The organism is Arthrobacter sp. V1I7 (assembly GCF_030817015.1).
Taxonomy (GTDB): Bacteria; Actinomycetota; Actinomycetes; order Actinomycetales; family Micrococcaceae; genus Arthrobacter.
The window spans coordinates 4521000-4537091 of the sequence record NZ_JAUSYS010000001.1 but is presented as its reverse complement, the minus strand read 5'-3'; the positions used below and the strand labels follow the sequence as shown (position 1 = coordinate 4537091).

Here is a 16092-nt window from a genome sequence, read left to right as displayed (position 1 = left end):
AAAGTGCCTCGCTCTAGTCTCCGTGGACGGCGCTCTGCTTGGCTTCCGAGCGGTCCAGGTAGGACAGCAGGAGGCTGCCGGCGCGGTCAAGTTCGCCGGCCTCCAGTGCGGTGCAGATCTCGTCGTTGTCGGCGAGATAACCGCGGTAGAAATGAGCGTCGACGGTGGCCTTGTGGAAGAAGAGCCGCATCTCGGCGAGGACCTGGGACATGATCGTGTCCAGCCGGCGGCTTTCGGCCAGCCCCACGATCGCGCCGTGGAAGTGCTGGTTGGCGGTGCCCAGGGCTTCCTCGTCGTCCGCGGCGGCCGCGGCTTTGCCTTCCTCCACCGCGGCCCGGACCGCGGCCACCCGCTCCGGGGTGCCCCCCGCGCGGATCGCACTGACCTCAACCGCACGGCGCACGGTGTAGACGTCGTGGATGTCGCCCGGGCCAAGGCTCGCAACGAACACGCCACGGTTGGGAAGGCGGACCACCAGCCGCTCGGCGGCGAGTTCGGCAAAGGCCTCCCGGACCGTGTTGCGGGAAACCCCCAGGTCTTCGGCGATGGCGGACTCGGTCAGCCGCGCGCCCGGCAGCAGCAGACCCTCCGCCAGTTGAAGCCGCAGTTCAGCCGCCACCCGGTCCGCCACTGAGGGAACCGTCACGCGCAGCCGTGCCGCGGCGGTCTGGCTGCGGGATCCCGCCTCGGAAGTCGTCATGGTGCCGAATCTACACGATCGTTCCAATGTTGAATCGTGGAATTGTTGAACAATCGACCCGATTAGTGCATTCTTAGAGGGGCCTATCATGAGATGAGGATCACAAATGGCAACCATTGACCTGAACAGCGACGTCGGCGAGTCATTCGGCCGCTGGACCTTAGGCGATGACACGGCGATGTTCCGCTCGGTGTCCAGCGCGAACGTGGCCTGCGGATTTCACGCCGGCGACCCCCGCGTCATCCGCCGGACCTGCCGCGAGGCAGTGGCGGCCGGAGTCGTGATCGGCGCCCACGTCGGCTACCGCGACCTCGCCGGATTCGGCCGCCGGTTCCTGGACATCGACCCGATCGACCTGGCGGACGACGTCGTCTACCAGATCGGCGCGCTGCAGGCGCTGGCCGCCGTCGAGGGCGGCACCGTCAAGTACGTGAAGCCGCACGGCGGCCTCTACAACGCGATCGTCTCGCACACTGCCCAGGCGCAGGCGGTCGTCGACGCCGTGAAGTCAGTCGATCCCGGCCTGCCCATCATGGGCCTGCCCGGCTCGGAGGTGTTGCGTCTGGCCGAAGCCGCCGGGCTCCGCGCCGTCACCGAAGCGTTCGCGGACCGGGCCTACAACCCGGACGGCACCCTCGTGTCCCGCACGCTCCCCGGAGCCGTCCTGCACGACCCCGCGGAGGTCACGGAGCACGTGCTCCGGATGGCATCCGATTCCGCCGTCCGCGCCATCGACGGCTCCATCCGGAAAATCCGCGCAGAGAGCATCTGCGTCCATGGCGATTCCCCGGGAGCCGTCACCATGGCTGCGGCGGTCCGGGAAGCGCTCACCGCCGCCGGCATCGCCACCGCCGCGTTCGTTTAATCACGCCCTGCACCACCCCCGGTTCCACCGGGTCACCGCACTTCCACCCGAGCAACAGGCAGCACCCCGCACACCTGGAGGAAAAACCATGACCGCACCGCACCAGGCCACCCCGGCCGCCAGCAAAAAGAAGATGCCACCCGGAGCCCTGAAGGCCTACGTCGCCAGCCTCACCGGCACCTCGCTGGAGTACTACGACTTCGCGATCTACTCCGTGGCCTCGGCCCTGGTGTTCCCGAAGATCTTCTTCCCGGGCAACGACGAATTCGTCGGCCTGCTGCTGTCCTTCTCCGCCTTCGCGGTGGGCTACCTGGCCCGCCCCATCGGCGGTGTGGTCTTCGGCCGGCTCGGTGACAAGATCGGCCGCAAGCACGTCCTCGTCATCACTCTGTTGCTGATCGGCATCGCGACCGTGCTGATCGGTTTGCTGCCGGATTACTCGGTCATCGGCGTCGCCGCCCCCATCATCCTGGTGCTGCTGCGCCTGGCCCAGGGCATTGGCGTCGGCGGCGAATGGGGCGGTGCCGTCCTGCTCTCCAGCGAGTTCGGCGACGCCCACAAGCGCGGCTTCTGGTCCTCGGCCGCGCAGATCGGCCCGCCGGCCGGCAACCTGATGGCCAACGGTGTCCTGGCTCTCCTCGCCGCGTCCCTCAGCACCGAAGCCTTCCTCTCCTGGGGCTGGCGCGTTGCCTTCCTCGCCTCCGCCCTCCTGGTGGTCTTCGGCCTGGTGATCCGGCTCAAGCTCGAGGAAACTCCTGTTTTCAAGGCCATCCAGGCCCACGGCGAGCAGCCCAAGGCCCCCATCAAGGAGGTCTTCACCAGGGAACCCCGCGCCCTCGTCGCCGCCGCCCTGTCCCGCGTCTGCCCCGACGTGCTCTACGCTCTCTTCACCGTCTTCGTGGCCGTCTACGCCACCAGGGAACTGGGCATGACCACCGGCAACGTGCTCTCCGCCATCCTGATCGGCTCCGCCTTCCAGCTGTTTCTGATCCCCGCTGCCGGCGCCCTCACGGACCGCTTCAACCGCCGCCTCGTCTACGGCATCGCCGCCGTCGGCACGGCCGCGTACATCCCGCTGTTCTTCCTCATGGTCGAGGGCAAGTCCGTCCTGATGCTCACCGTCGGCGTAGTCATCGGCCTGGCCTTGCACGCCTTTATGTACGGCCCGCAGGCCGCCTACATCACCGAACAGTTCCCGGCCCGGCTGCGCTACGCCGGCAGTTCGCTCGCGTACACCCTCGCCGGCGTCATCGGCGGCGCCGTCGCACCGCTGATCTTCACCGCCCTTTACGCTATGACCGGCAACTGGTTCCTGATCGCGGCGTACCTGGCGGTCACCTCGATCGTGACGGTCGTAGGTCTGGCCCTCGGCCGGAATCCGCACACCGACGAGGAAGAGCGGCTCCTGCAGGATGCCCACGCCTAGTGCGCTCCTCGGCGGCGCGGATCCCTTTCACCGGCACCGGCAATGATGGAGGCAGCTGATGATTAAGACAGCGGGGGAAACCTTGGCAGGACAGCAGGCGGCAGTACACAAGGTCCGTTTGGTGCGGCCCGTGGGCACCCGCGCGGTGCTCGCCGAGCTGTCCGGAACCCAGGGCGTGCTTGCGCTGCAGGCGCTGCTCCTCGAGAACCCGCTGCCGGGGCAGCTGGACGTGCTGGCCGCCGCCGAGACCGTCCTGGTCACCGCGGACTCGCCGGTGTCCGCCCGGCGGATCGCCGAGCAGCTACCCCGGCTCGACCTGACCGCTCCCGTGCAGCGTGACGGCGAGCTGGTGGTCATCGACACCGTGTACGACGGCGAGGACCTCGCCGAAGTGGGGGAGCTGACCGGCCTCGGCACGGACGGTGTGATCGCCGCCCACTCCGGCCAGGTATGGACCGTGGCTTTCGCCGGCTTCGCGCCCGGCTTCGGCTACATGGTGGGCGAGAACCAGGTCCTCGACGTGCCGCGGCGCAGCTCGCCGCGTACCGCTGTTCCCGCGGGTTCGGTGGCGCTGGCCGGCAATTACTCGGCCGTGTACCCGCGCCGTTCCCCGGGTGGCTGGCAGCTGATCGGCCGCACCGGCGCCAAAATGTGGGACCTGGACCGGGAACAGCCCGCGCTGGCCAGCCCCGGCCACCGGGTCAAGTTCCGCGCGGTCCGGGATGTTGTGACCCTGGCGCCGGAGAATACCCCCGCTTCGGCAGCTGCCGCGGAAGTAAGCAGCGGGCTGCGGGTCATCTCTCCGGGGCTGCAGAGCCTGATCCAGGACCTCGGCCGGTACGGCCACTCAGGCCTGGGAGTCTCCGCCGCGGGCGCCCTGGACCGGGCCTCGCTGCGGCGGGCCAACCGCCTCGTCGGGAACGCGGCGTCGGCCGCGGCGGTCGAGACCGTCGCCGGCGGGCTCAGCGTCCAGGCCGTCGGCGACCAGGTGCTCGCGGTCGCCGGGGCGCCGTCGGAACTGACCATCGAGTCACCGCCCGACGTCGGCGGGGACGAGGTCTGGCAGCGCACCGTCCCGATGGCCACCCCGTTCGCCCTGCTGGACGGCGAAACACTGACCGTCGGCCAGCCCGCGGCCGGCTTCCGCAGCTACCTCGCAGTGCGCGGCGGCGTGGACGCCGCACCGGTCCTCGGCAGCCGATCCACCGACACCATGTCCGGGATCGGCCCCGCGCCGCTGGCCGCCGGGCAGCTCCTCGCCGCAGGCGGGGAAGCCGACTCCGGCGTCGTCGGGAATCCGGAGCTGCAGCCGGAGTTCCCCGGTTCCGGTGTGACAGTCCTCGACGTCGTTCCCGGCCCGCGCGCCGACTGGTTTGACCAGGCCGCGCTGGACTCCTTCGTCAGCCAGGCATGGGTTGTGACACCGCAGTCCAACCGGGTGGGCATGCGCCTGGACGGAACCCCGCTGCAGCGCAGCCGCACCGGCGAACTGCCCAGCGAGGGCACAGTTGCCGGTGCCCTCCAGGTTCCACCGGAAGGACTGCCGGTGCTCTTCCTCGCCGACCATCCGATCACCGGCGGCTATCCGGTGATCGCCGTCGTCGTGGATTCCCAGCTGGATCTCGCCGCCCAGGTCCCGATCGGCGGCACGATCCGCTTCCGCTGGGCGCCTGCCGGAACCACGGCGTCCGCCCGCCCCGAACACATCCGTCCCGAACGAAAAGCGAGTCCCTGATGCGCAAGGTCCTGATCGCCAACCGCGGCGAAATCGCCGTCCGGATCGCCCGGGCCTGCGACGACGCGCAGCTGGCGTCCGTCGCCGTCTACGCGGATATCGACGCCGACGCCCTGCACGTCTCCGCCGCGGATGAGGCCTACGCCCTGGGCGGCAACTCGCCGGCGGACACCTACCTCAACATCCCCAGGCTGCTCGCCGTCGCGGCGGAATCCGGCGCCGACGCCGTGCACCCCGGCTACGGCTTCCTCTCCGAGAATGATGAGTTCGCCCAGGCCGTCCTGGACGCCGGCCTGACGTGGATCGGCCCGACGCCGGACGCCATCCGGCTGCTCGGCAATAAGATCACCGCCCGTGAGGCGGCCGTCCGCGCCGGCGCCCCGCTCGTCGCCGGCAGCGACGGGCCGGTGGATTCCGCCGCCGAGGCCCGCGCCTTCGCCGAACAGCACGGCCTGCCGATCGCCATCAAGGCGGCCTTCGGCGGCGGCGGCCGCGGCATGAAGGTGGTCCGGACCATTGATGAGGTGGAAGAGGCCTTCGACTCCGCCGTCCGTGAGGCCGTCGCCGCCTTCGGCCGGGGCGAATGCTTCGTGGAGCGCTATCTGGACCGGCCGCGGCACGTCGAGGCGCAGGTTCTGGCCGATGCACACGGCAACGTGATCGTCGTCGGAACCCGCGACTGCTCGCTCCAACGCCGGCACCAGAAGCTCGTGGAGGAGGCCCCCGCGCCGTTCCTCACCGAGCAGCAAACGCAGCAGATTTACGATGCCGCCAAGGCCGTCTGCCGCGAAGCCGGCTACTCCGGCGCCGGCACGGTCGAATTCCTGGTTGCGGCCGACGGTACGGTTGCGTTCCTCGAGGTCAACACGCGCCTGCAGGTGGAACACCCGATCACCGAGGAGACTACCGGGATCGATCTCGTGCAGGAACAGTTCCGGATCGCCGCGGGCGAGCCGCTGCGCATCAGCGACGACCCGGCCCCGCGCGGGCACTCCTTCGAATTCCGGCTCAACGCCGAGGACGTGGGGCGCGGCTTCCTCCCCTCGCCCGGGACCATCACCGAGTTCTCCGGCCCCACAGGCCCCGGAATCCGGCTCGATACCGGCGTCCGCTCCGGCTCGTTTGTGCCGCCGCAGTTCGACTCGCTGCTGGCGAAGCTCATTGTCACCGGCGCCGACCGCCAGCAGGCGCTGCGCCGGGCCCGCCGCGCCCTCGCGGAAACCAGCATCACCGGCGTCGCCACGGTGCTGCCGTTCCACCGGGCCGTGCTCGAATCCCCGGACTTCACTGCCGCAACCGGCCTGGGCATCCACACCCGCTGGATCGAAACCGGCTTCGCGGACCGGATCCCGGCCGACCCGGATTACAGCACCGCCGCGCCCGACGGCGTTCGCCGCACCATCACCGTTGAGGTGGACGGCCGCCGGATGGCGGTCGGTCTGCCCGCGCAGCTGCTGGACGGCTGGGCTCGGTCCGGAGCGGCGCTCCCCGCCGGAGTGTCACTGGATCCCGCGTCCGACGGCGGCGCCGCCACTGATCCCGGCGAGCTGCGCGCGGACATGGCCGGAACCGTGGTGAAGTGGCTGGTCGAACCGGGCGCCGAGGTCGCCGCAGGGGACCCCGTCGTCGTGCTGGAGGCAATGAAGATGGAGACCCAGCTTGCTGCCCACCGCGGCGGCACCGTCGCGGACGTCCAGGTGGAAGCCGGTGGCGTCGTGAGTGCGGGCACGGTGCTGGCACTGATCGGCTGACTCCACACGGGCAACGATCACCTTTGACCGGCGCACAGACCCGCCGGCGGGGCAGGCCAAGGAAATGTAGAGGTCAGGCGCCTACTTTTGCCCCAGGACGTGGCCCATCAACCCAGCGCGGGGCGGGCCATACGGCATTCGCCCCCCTGAATGTCGGCGCCCTGAACGCTGGCCCCGTGGTTGCGAGCCCATGGGGCCAGTTCGCGGTTCAGTCGGTATCCCCGTCGGTGTCGCTGTCATCGGTGAGGCGGCGGAAATCCCTGGACAGGTAGAGAGCGATCGCCGCTGCGTTGCGACTGTCGACGCTGACGGCCACGGTGCTTCGGCCCATGGAATGCAGGGCATGCATGCAGTGGCGGAGGAGTTCTTCGGCCAGTCCCTGGCGGCGGTGCTCGGGGCGTGTGATGAGCTCAGCGATGAATGCCGGCCCGCCGCGTTCGCTTCCCGGCGCCGAGTCCGTGGTGATGATGGCTGCGGTCAGGCTGCCATCCGTGCGGGTAGTCACCAGGGACGCTTCGGTGACGAGGCGGCCGTGGACGCCGTCGAAGAGGGCGCGGATCCATTCGGGGCTGCCGCCGTCGGAGGGCAGGGGGCCGTCGGCATAGGCATGCCGGTACATTCGAGTGAGTTCAGGAAGATCCCTGGCCTCAATGGTCCGGACAGGGATGCTCGTCGCGGGGCCGTCGTGCGGCCCGGTCAGTGCAGCGAGCGTGATCAAAGGGTTCATGACGGCCAGGCCTTCCTCGGTTCTTGGATGACACCCCCTGAACACAGTGTCCGGCATCCGCGTCGTGCAGGGAAGGCGGATGCCCTGCGGGTTTTCGCGGCGGTCGGCAATCTTGACGAAGGCGGAACTCACACAACAGGCGCGGCTGGTCATCGCCAGATTCAAGCTTTACTGCTGCTGCCGGCCACACGGCTATCTCCGTGCGGTCAATGAGAGACGGTCAACCGCGTCGGGAGATGCGGAACCCCGATCCCTTGCCGTCAGTCGAGGGTTGCTACGCTGTCGAATTCGCCGTGGAGCCGGTTCCTGGCGGCGTTCTCGATCAAGGTCGGGATGTAGATCCGGATCCGGCCGGCAGCGAGCAAGTCATATTCTTCGCGCACGATTTCTGCGATGCGAGCCTTGGGAGCGCCAGGAAACCTCACGGCCAGACGGTCAACAACCTTGAGTATGGTTGATTCGCCTTCTGCGTAGCTCACCGGACCAGTGTCATCCGGAGACCCGGCAGCCGTCAATGCAATCCTGGCCCGGGCCTTTGTCTTCAGGCGGCGTAGTGGCGCCGTAGGCGGGATGCGACCAGGGGACAGACCGGTCGGTCTCGTTGTAAAGTTCCCTTAAGGGTCCTCCGGGAAAGGAGCAGCCAATGTCCATGGAGCCGTCGTTCCTGCCCGAAGGTCCGCCTCTGAACCGGACTGCAGAGAGTTGGGCGATCGAACCGGGGTCCGACGAGGCTTGGGGGATACGCCGGCAGGCCGCCGAGATTATCGCCCTGGTGCTTGCCGGGTCTGCGCCGGAGCAGGCCCGCGCCCGGGATCACTTACGTAAATGTGTGGATGCCAATCCGGGACGACCGGAAATTGGGCTGGCGGAACACCTGGGCGCCCTCAGGCTGGAAGCCGCCGAAGGCGTTCCAATGGATCCGTTACCTCACGATCCGCACGCTGGCGGAGCGGTAGCGCCCAGGCAGCTCGCGCTGCCATCCGTGGGGCAGTTGCCCACACTCCCTTCCGACGTACGCCGCCCCGTCCTGCATCACCGTCCGACCCTGAAACGGCGTTATGGTCGCGCGGATCCGAACGGGCTGGGAGGCAAAGCTGGGGATGGAAGTTAGACCCCCACTGCCGTTGCCAGCCGGTTACAGCTTTTCCACAAGCTGTTCACAACCGCCCCGGATTATTTTCGGCTGGACAACCGGGATTTGAGCGCCGGTCTCCCTTCCAGATCAAGGAGCTTTGGCGATGGATGAGAAAAAGCCGGACGACCTGTTGGATCTGGGCGTGGCGATCCTCACGACTTTTGTCCACAACGATCCGCAGGGCTTCACTTTGCTTACCAGAGATCTTCCTGGCGGAAACTCAGAAGCCATCGCCGCACTCGGCAGAGTGTGCGAGGCACTGGTAGGAATGATCGCCGAGATGGCCGGGATGTCGAAGGAAGAGTCGCTGGAGCGGATCGCTGCGGCATTTGCTACCGCGGACTGAATTCGTCGGCAGCATCGACCCGAGCCTACAGATGCGCTGTTATCGGCGTTTCTGGTCCGCCCTGAGCTTCAGGACGCGCCCGGTTGCCGAAGACTCAGCTGTTTGGCGTGGAAATCGAAATGAAGTGTGGGGTAGGCGTAGACGTCGATGAGCGACCTCGACGCGGCGAAGAAAGGGTCCCACCCCGGGAAGGGCATTGACCTGGACAGGGACCGGGCGGTCTCGAGTTCCAGCCGGTGTGAGATTGAAGCGATGGTTTTCTCCAGCTTCCGGATCCTGCTGCCCACCGAAATCAGGGAGGCCCTGTAATGCAGAAGTTCTTTCGACGGACGAAGAATCCGCTCCTTGACGGTGTGGAAACCGAAGCCCGTAACCGCCGCGCATCCACTGTTCGTCCGGCCCGGTTGCGTGTCCCCGGGTCCCGCGGCTGGGGCGGCCGCGGGGGAGGGGCTGCCGCCCTGGTCCCGGCGGTGCGTGAATACTGTGGGACCACAGTGCAGGTCTGCGGGCTGTGGCCATTTTCCTCGGGCACGTCCTCGCCCATGATCGGCGTCCCGCTGGGCCGGCACGAGGAAACCCAGGCCACGGTCTGCTGTGACCCGATCAGCTGGTTCCAGCGCGCCCACCTGATTTCCAACCCCTCCGCGTTCATCCTCGGCAAACCCGGCCTGGGAAAATCCACGCCCGTGCGCCGCATGAAGCTGGGCCTCTCCGGCCAGGGCGTCCACCCGCTCGTACTCGGGGACCTGAAGGGCGAACACGTGGACGCCATCAAGGCCATTGGCGGGCAGGTCATCGAACTCGGCCGCGGCCGTGGCTACCGGAACATCCTTGACCCCGGACAGGCCATCGAGGTCGCTCAGCTCCTCGAGGAGCGCGGCCACCACGACGCCGCCGTCCGGGTCCGGGCGCCGACGCACACGGCCGGCGCCTGAACGTGGTCGTCTCCCTCATCACGATCAGCCGGAACAACCCGCCCATCGATCAGGAACAGACCATTTTGGACCGCGCCCTGCGCGTCCTCGATGAATCCTTCGACGGTGTTCCGGTCCTGAAAGACCTTCTCGACGTCATCACCGCCGCGCCGGACGAGCTGCGCCAGGTCGCACTGGACCGCGGCGACATGACCGTCTACCTGCAGGAAACCCGGGCCCTGGAAGCCACGCTCCTCGGGCTGACCGGCGGCGGGAAACTCGGGGAAATCTTCTCCCGGCACACCACGAACCAGATGCGGCGCGACCGGGCCGTCGTCTTCGATGTCTCCAGCATCGATGAGACCGAAACGGACCTTCAGGCCGCCGTGCTGCTGGCCTGCTGGTCCTACGGCTTCGGCACCGTCAACATCGCCAACGCCCTCGCTGACGCCGGTCTGGAACCGCGCCGGAACTACTTCGTCGTCCTCGACGAGCTCTGGCGGGCACTGCGCGCCGGCAAGGGCATGGTGGACCGGGTGGACGCCCTGACCCGGCTCAACCGTTCCGTCGGTGTCGGGCAGGTCATGATCTCCCACACCATGTCCGACCTCCTCGCGCTCCCGGCCGAAGAAGACCGGATGAAGGCCCGCGGCTTCGTCGAACCGCTCCGGCATGGTCATCTGCGGCGGCCTCCCCGCCTCCGAGATGCCGCTGCTGACCGCAGCGATCCCGCTGTCGCGGCAGGAACAGCAGAAGCTCATCTCGTGGCAGGACCCGCCCGCCTGGGATTCCCGCGGCGGCGACGTCGAACCTCCCGGACGTGGGAAATTCCTGATCAAGGTCGGCGGCCGCCCCGGCATCCCCGTCCAGATCGGCCTCACCTCCATCGAAGCGACCCTGAACGACACAAATAAAAAATGGCATGCCCGGGCAGAGACCCTGCTGGAAGCGCCGGCTCCGGTAGGGAAGAAGGTGCGGCATGAGTGCTCCGAATCGTAAAGGCACGGGCATGGGCGACGGGCTAGGGATCTGGCTGGCCATCGGCGCAGCTGTCGTCATTGGGGGGCGGCAGCTGGGTCTCGGCCCATCTCGGATCCTGGCTGGCCGGTCTTGCCGCGCCCCCGGCCCATCCGATTGATCTGGTGGCCGGGCTGGTCAAGGGCCGGGTGCCCTGGCCGGAATAATCCACAGTGGTCGCCTGCGTGCTGGCCGCTGTCCTGATCGCACTGCTGGTGACGGTGCTGGTGGTCCGCTCCCGGACCGCGAGCAAACGCACCCGTGTGGATAAGGCCGCCGTCCACATGGGCCGGGGAAAAGACCTCAATCACCTGGGCACCAAAGGGACCACCGCCACCGCGGTGCGCCTCGGGGTCGAGAACTCCCCGGGTGTGCGGCTTGGCCGCAGCGTCGCCGGGAAACGCCCGCTGTGGGCCTCCTGGGAGGACATGCTGATCCTTATCGCCGGGCCCCGCACCATGAAGACCACCTCCTACGCCGTCCCGGCGATCCTGGACGCACCCGGTGCGATGATCGCTACCTCGAACAAGCGCGACATCGTGGACGTGACACGTCCGATCCGGTCAGAGGCAGGCGCGATGTGGGTCTTTGACCCGCAGGCCGTCGCCGAAGACGATCCCACGTGGTGGTGGAACCCGCTGTCGTATGTGAAGAACGAAGCCACGGCCGGGAACCTGGCACAGCACTTCGCCAACGGCTCCCGGGAACCCGGGACCAAACCTGATGCCTACTTCGACCCGGCAGGGCAGAACCTGCTCAAAGCCTTCCTGCTCGCCGCCTCACTCGGCTCCGCCCCGGTCACACAGGTCTATACCTGGCTGACCCGCCCGCACGACGAGGCCCCCGCAGAACTGCTGAGGACCGCAGGGTATGACTTGCTCTCGGACATGGTGATGGGCCACATCCGCGAACCGGAAAAGCAGCGGGCCGGCGTCTACGGCACCGCCCGGCAAATGGTTTCCTTCCTGACCGACCGCGAGGTCAGCCAATGGGTCACCCCGGCCCGGGACACGACGGTGGACAGCGACCCGCGGCCGCAGTTCGTTCCCGAGGACTTCGTGCGCGGCACAGGCACGCTGTACAGCCTCTCCCGCGAAGGACTCGGCACCGCCGGCCCCCTGGTCACGGCCCTGACCGTCGCCGTCGTCGAAGCTGCCGAAAAGTACGCCACCTCCCAACCCGGCGGGCGCCTCGCAACACCGCTGCTGGGGATCCTCGATGAAGCCGCGAACGTCTGCCGGTGGAAAGCCCTGCCGGACCAATACAGCCACTACGGCTCCCGCGGCATCATCCTCATGACCATCCTGCAGTCCTGGTCCCAGGGCGTGGAAGTCTGGAACCTCGAAGGAATGCGGAAACTCTGGTCAGCATCCAACGTCAAAATCTACGGCGGCGGCGTCTCCGAAGTCGGCTACCTCGACGAGCTCTCCCGCCTCATCGGCCAATACAGCTACATCAACGTCTCCCGCAGCCACAGCAGAACCGGATCCTCCTCGTCCAGGCAGGAAAGCAAGGACGAAATCCTGTCCGTTGCCGACCTGACAGCGCTGCCAAGGTTCAGAGCCATCCTGCTCGCCTCCGGTGCCCCGGCCACCATGATCGAAACGATTCCCTGGATGAACGGGCCCCATGCCCAAAAGGTCAAAGACTCCCTCGCAGCCAAGGAAACAATTGAGCGTGCCCCTGTGGCTGTTGCCGCCCACAACCCGTGGACGGACGGGGACAAGGCGTGAGCGAAGAGTTCGCGGACGCCTTCGGGGACGAAGAGGAGCAGTCCCCGGCCGGCAACAGCCACGCTGAGCCCGAACCGGAACTGGTGTACTCCAGCGCCGTGGAGTTCTTCGCTGACCTCCTGGCCCAGTCCTACGTCCGGGAAGTCAACGAGGGCGCAGCCTACGCGTGGTGCCCTGAGTGGTACAAACACCCCGAAGCCCTGATCCGGATGGAAGCCATCTGGCGGGCCTGGGAACACTTACGGCTGGAGCCTGCGCTCGGGGTCAGCACCTGGTGGCTCAACCACGCCGACCCACACATGCGCGTCCTCATGGACAAAGAAGGCCCCTTCAAAAAATGCGCGTACGACGGGCACAAAACTCCCGCCCGGGACAGAACTGCTCTTCCCCACACAACCCCTGAAGCCGGAATCTTTGACTAGCACCGCTGGCTGGTCACGATCGGATGAAAAGAACGAGGCGCGCGCTTAGGCCTTTACTGCCCGGACCAAACGGCCGGAGCTGACCCGACTTCTAGCTGTCCATGGCTGGGGTCAATCCGGGTTATCCACGGCTGGAAATTGGGAGCCATGGAGGTAGCTCCCTCGGCAGCAGTAGCGGTGGATAACCTCCAAGGATTGTCCCCGGCTGTGGGCAGCGAGCGTGTCTTCGCCCCGAACACCCGCAATTGTGCAACAGGCTGTTTTCGGTAGCGGCTCGGCACTGATCTTCGCTGGCCAAACGCCCGCAATTTCGAGGAAGCCGGTTGGGGCCTCTGGCTAGTGGGGGGCCTTTTTGCAACACGTCGGCTTACCGGACTCGCGCACAGCCGCCCAATCCTTGTCTGCCGCATGCCCTAAGCTCACATCAGAAGTATTGGCTCGGAAATAAGCGGCCCTCGGGGGAGATCATGAAGTTCAACAGGCTAGATGTCAGATTCTTTCGCTCGTTCAATTACGACTACGAATTGAAGTCGCGAATCACGAATCAGCCGGCCCCCTGGGAGGATACTGATCCTGCATGGTACCCCTTTGTTCGAATACCTTTGGATCCAGAAATCACGGCCATTGTTGGAGCGAACGAATCCGGCAAAAGTCAATTGCTGACTGCCATTAAGGCTTCTCTGACGGGAAACCCCATCAACCGCGCTGACTTCTGCCGGTACAGCGAGTTGTATTCCGTCAAGACCAACGAGCTCAGGTTGCCTGAGTTCGGCTGCACATTCGAGCTTGATTCGACGGATGATCGAGCAGGTATTGCAGCTCTTGAGGGTGCGAGAGAGTTCAGCCTTTACCGTCCGGGAGCCGCGGCGCCCTTCCTGCTAGTCAACGGCGAGAGGGTCCCGCTGACTGGGGATGAACTCGCAAGCCTGGAAGCAATTCTCCCGTCTTATCACGAGCTGAGGACGGACCTGGCTGTTCCGGACAGCGTCTCCATAGCCGAACTCGCCGGACAACCTCACAGTCAGCTACAGCTCAGGAAGACCCGAACTGAAGTACTGGAACGCTTAGAGGATCTCGTTGCACTGACCGCTGAGACAGTTGGAGAAGCGGTTCTGCCGGCGCTTTCTAAAGGTACGGATCCCGCTAGTGTTCAGGCTGAAGCAAGACGCAGGGCGGAGTTCGAGCTTGCCCGCCAGCTACTAGTCGATGCCGCCGGTATAGATCAACAAGCATTCGTGGAGTTGCAAGACTCGATTAAATCCGGACGCGAAGGCCAGGTTGAGGCAATCATTGGGGCCATGAACTCCGCTATCAAGGAAAACCTGAACGTCCAGCGTTGGTGGTCCCAGGATCGAGACTTCGAGCTTCGAGTTGAAGCGCGTGAGCACGAGTTGGCGTTCACGATCTTGGACCGGACCGGGTCAAAGTATTCCTTCGGAGAAAGGAGCCAAGGACTTCGCTTCTTCCTGAGCTACTTTGTGCAACTCACTGCCCACCGGCTGAAGAACCGCAAGCCGGACATACTGCTCTTGGACGAACCGGATGCTTTCCTATCAAGCGTGGGACAGCAAGACCTGATGCGGGTGCTGCATGACTACGCTCTACCTGAGGACGATGGTCAACAAAGTCAGGTCGTATATGTGACGCATTCACCATTCTTGATCGACAAGAATGCCCCTCACAGGATCCGGGTGTTAGACAAGGGCTCCGAAGACGAAGGAACTCGTGTAGTCCGCGATGCAGCCAACAACCGCTACGAACCCTTACGTTCTTCAATCGGTGCCAATCTGGCGGAGACAACCTTCATAGGTGGTAAGAATCTCCTTGTCGAAGGACAGGGGGATCAAGTACTGCTGGCAGGCATTTCAGCTCACATCGCGAAACGAGAACAAAGTACAGCAGGGGTTCTGGACCTGAATGAGGTCACCGTCGTAGCGTGCGGGGGTGCAGACGGTATTCCCTACATGGCCTACCTGGCCAGGGGCCGGGATGTTATCAAGCCTCCTTGTGTCGCGCTCCTGGACGGCGACAAATCGGGCCTGATAGCCGAGAAAGTGCTCCAACGGGGAGAAGCTCGGCGAAAGCGCGTGTTACGCGATGAATATATTGTTCGTCTTGATACGTGGGCCGCGGAGTCTGGCTTGGTACCCGACAACGGGGTCAGCATTATAGAGATCGAAGATCTGCTGCCGATTGAGATCGCGCACAGAGCTGCGCTGAATTACTTGGCGCGTTTCGAGGATCTGCAGGAGCAGGACACGGAGTCCTTCACCCCTGAAAGCATAGGAAAGAACCTCGCCAAGTCGGGCGGCCGGCTTTGGGACGCTTTGGAAGGGGCCTACACGTCTGCCTTCGCTGAGGAGCATATAGAGAAGGCCGGGCTAGCGCGAGAAGTCATTTCCCTGCTCGCCGTTTTCCCTGATACTGCCGGCGCCGAGATGCTGCGAAGGCGATTTGCTGCCCTCCTAAGCTTCCTTGCTGAGCGTTTAGAAGACGCGTCGGAAGAAGAAGACAGAAACCGCAGCGATGATCGTATGAAGCGGGCAGTTAACAACTTCCTGCGAAACCATCCGCAAGGTATGAGGAAACATGACGCCAAGAAATTGATGCGGGAACTCGACTCCGCTCTTGACGTCTCGCCATTTGGGGACGCTATCCGCCCTCGCCTGTCGTATATCGCCCGTGATTACGAACTCGGGGACCTCAGCACCTATAATGTGCCTCGCTTTGATAGCTTCCGAGAAGAGGTTAAGGCGCTCAGCTCCAGCGAACGTATCTTGTACCAGGACGATGCAACCAAGGACCCGGCGTCTGCAGTCACACAGATGATTTCAGTTGAGCTCCAGCGTCCTGCAGGAACAAAAAGTCAGGCTGGGGTATAGGCACCTTGGCGGCTCAAGACAGCGTCGTGTCCTACCCACTCGCCTTCAGTGCCGCCGGATTTTTACGATGGACATTCCATTGAGGTGCGCAGTCTGGAAGCGGCGCCATCTCTGGGCAAGCTCACGGTCTTCGAGCCGGGAAGGGTGCACGAGCAGTTTGACCGATTCCTCGGTGAGCCCTTCACTGGCGAGGAACTGCCTGTGAAGCTCGGCCCGGGAAGGGTTCCGGTGGACGGCCGCTGCGTCGGTCTTTTCCGTGATTTTCTCGCCGGTGTACGCACACCTGACGGGGCCGTCGCTGAACGCATCCGTCCTTAGCTGCTGTGTGATGTCGATTGCTTCCCTAGCCCGGATTTTGCATCGGTCGTCGGTCGGGGGTGTTGATGGCGGCTGAGCGGCTGGCGTGTTGTCTGGGCGGATTCCGGGCACCCTCGACCGT

The 16092-nt window shown here is 65.5% G+C and carries 12 protein-coding genes and 1 pseudogene; 10 read left to right on the top strand and 3 right to left on the bottom strand.

The genetic code is table 11. The features are described 5' to 3' along the window. Positions 1 to 13: 13 nt before the first annotated feature. The gene (locus tag QFZ69_RS20930) at positions 14 to 700 is read right to left on the bottom strand and encodes a GntR family transcriptional regulator (protein ID WP_306914188.1); all 687 of its coding nucleotides are present in this window, start codon (positions 698 to 700) and stop codon (positions 14 to 16) included. A gap of 106 nt (positions 701 to 806) precedes the next feature. Between QFZ69_RS20930 and QFZ69_RS20925 the strand changes: the two genes are divergently transcribed. The 4 genes from QFZ69_RS20925 to QFZ69_RS20910 all read left to right on the top strand — a co-directional run bounded on the left by QFZ69_RS20925 (position 807) and on the right by QFZ69_RS20910 (position 6477). Beyond that, positions 807 to 1565: a LamB/YcsF family protein gene (locus tag QFZ69_RS20925; RefSeq protein ID WP_306914186.1), complete on the top strand. Its 759-nt coding sequence runs from the start codon at positions 807 to 809 to the stop codon at positions 1563 to 1565. A gap of 88 nt (positions 1566 to 1653) precedes the next feature. Beyond that, complete coding sequence (locus tag QFZ69_RS20920; RefSeq protein WP_306914184.1) at positions 1654 to 2991, top strand: MFS transporter; 1338 nt, start codon at positions 1654 to 1656, stop codon at positions 2989 to 2991. A gap of 58 nt (positions 2992 to 3049) precedes the next feature. Further along, a complete protein-coding gene (locus tag QFZ69_RS20915) occupies positions 3050 to 4726 on the top strand; it encodes a 5-oxoprolinase/urea amidolyase family protein (protein WP_306914183.1) in 1677 nt (558 codons plus the stop codon). Beyond that, positions 4726 to 6477 carry a biotin carboxylase N-terminal domain-containing protein gene (locus QFZ69_RS20910; RefSeq protein ID WP_306914181.1) on the top strand — a complete coding sequence of 584 codons (1752 nt, stop codon included), beginning with the start codon at positions 4726 to 4728 and terminating at the stop codon, positions 6475 to 6477. The genes QFZ69_RS20915 and QFZ69_RS20910 overlap by 1 nt, the downstream gene beginning before the upstream one ends. 208 nt (positions 6478 to 6685) lie before the next feature. Here the strand turns inward: QFZ69_RS20910 and QFZ69_RS20905 are convergent, their stop codons facing one another. Together QFZ69_RS20905 and QFZ69_RS20900 are read right to left on the bottom strand one after the other, a co-directional pair. Further along, entirely contained in the window at positions 6686 to 7204 is a 519-nt protein-coding gene (locus tag QFZ69_RS20905) for a GNAT family N-acetyltransferase (protein ID WP_306914179.1), read from the bottom strand. A gap of 260 nt (positions 7205 to 7464) precedes the next feature. Beyond that, positions 7465 to 7683, bottom strand: coding sequence for a three-helix bundle dimerization domain-containing protein (locus QFZ69_RS20900; RefSeq protein ID WP_306914177.1), 219 nt, complete (start codon positions 7681 to 7683; stop codon positions 7465 to 7467). Positions 7684 to 8442: 759 nt separating this feature from the next. Between QFZ69_RS20900 and QFZ69_RS20895 the strand changes: the two genes are divergently transcribed. From QFZ69_RS20895 to QFZ69_RS20870, 6 genes and pseudogenes are all read left to right on the top strand, one after another. Then, the gene (locus tag QFZ69_RS20895) at positions 8443 to 8685 is read left to right on the top strand and encodes a hypothetical protein (protein ID WP_306914176.1); all 243 of its coding nucleotides are present in this window, start codon (positions 8443 to 8445) and stop codon (positions 8683 to 8685) included. Positions 8686 to 8832: 147 nt separating this feature from the next. Beyond that, positions 8833 to 8994 (top strand): hypothetical protein, encoded by a 162-nt coding sequence (locus QFZ69_RS20890; RefSeq protein WP_306914175.1) that lies wholly within the window; start codon positions 8833 to 8835, stop codon positions 8992 to 8994. Positions 8995 to 9089: 95 nt separating this feature from the next. Beyond that, positions 9090 to 10598: pseudogene (locus tag QFZ69_RS20885) on the top strand (ATP/GTP-binding protein). Positions 10599 to 10789: 191 nt separating this feature from the next. After that, the gene (locus QFZ69_RS20880; protein WP_307000408.1) at positions 10790 to 12349 is read left to right on the top strand and encodes a type IV secretory system conjugative DNA transfer family protein; all 1560 of its coding nucleotides are present in this window, start codon (positions 10790 to 10792) and stop codon (positions 12347 to 12349) included. After that, entirely contained in the window at positions 12346 to 12771 is a 426-nt protein-coding gene (locus QFZ69_RS20875; RefSeq protein ID WP_306914172.1) for a DUF4913 domain-containing protein, read from the top strand. Before QFZ69_RS20880 ends, QFZ69_RS20875 begins: the two co-directional genes overlap by 4 nt. 467 nt (positions 12772 to 13238) lie before the next feature. Further along, positions 13239 to 15653, top strand: a complete 2415-nt coding sequence (locus tag QFZ69_RS20870) for an AAA family ATPase (protein ID WP_306914171.1) — start codon at positions 13239 to 13241, stop codon at positions 15651 to 15653. Positions 15654 to 16092: the final 439 nt, after the last annotated feature.

Coding starts and splice junctions, on each gene's coding strand:
- QFZ69_RS20930 (WP_306914188.1), bottom strand. CDS start 700: ATGACGACTTCCGAGGCGGGATCCCGCAGCCAGACCGCCGCGGCACGG.
- QFZ69_RS20925 (WP_306914186.1), top strand. CDS start 807: ATGGCAACCATTGACCTGAACAGCGACGTCGGCGAGTCATTCGGCCGC.
- QFZ69_RS20920 (WP_306914184.1), top strand. CDS start 1,654: ATGACCGCACCGCACCAGGCCACCCCGGCCGCCAGCAAAAAGAAGATG.
- QFZ69_RS20915 (WP_306914183.1), top strand. CDS start 3,050: ATGATTAAGACAGCGGGGGAAACCTTGGCAGGACAGCAGGCGGCAGTA.
- QFZ69_RS20910 (WP_306914181.1), top strand. CDS start 4,726: ATGCGCAAGGTCCTGATCGCCAACCGCGGCGAAATCGCCGTCCGGATC.
- QFZ69_RS20905 (WP_306914179.1), bottom strand. CDS start 7,204: ATGAACCCTTTGATCACGCTCGCTGCACTGACCGGGCCGCACGACGGC.
- QFZ69_RS20895 (WP_306914176.1), top strand. CDS start 8,443: ATGGATGAGAAAAAGCCGGACGACCTGTTGGATCTGGGCGTGGCGATC.
- QFZ69_RS20890 (WP_306914175.1), top strand. CDS start 8,833: ATGAGCGACCTCGACGCGGCGAAGAAAGGGTCCCACCCCGGGAAGGGC.
- QFZ69_RS20870 (WP_306914171.1), top strand. CDS start 13,239: ATGAAGTTCAACAGGCTAGATGTCAGATTCTTTCGCTCGTTCAATTAC.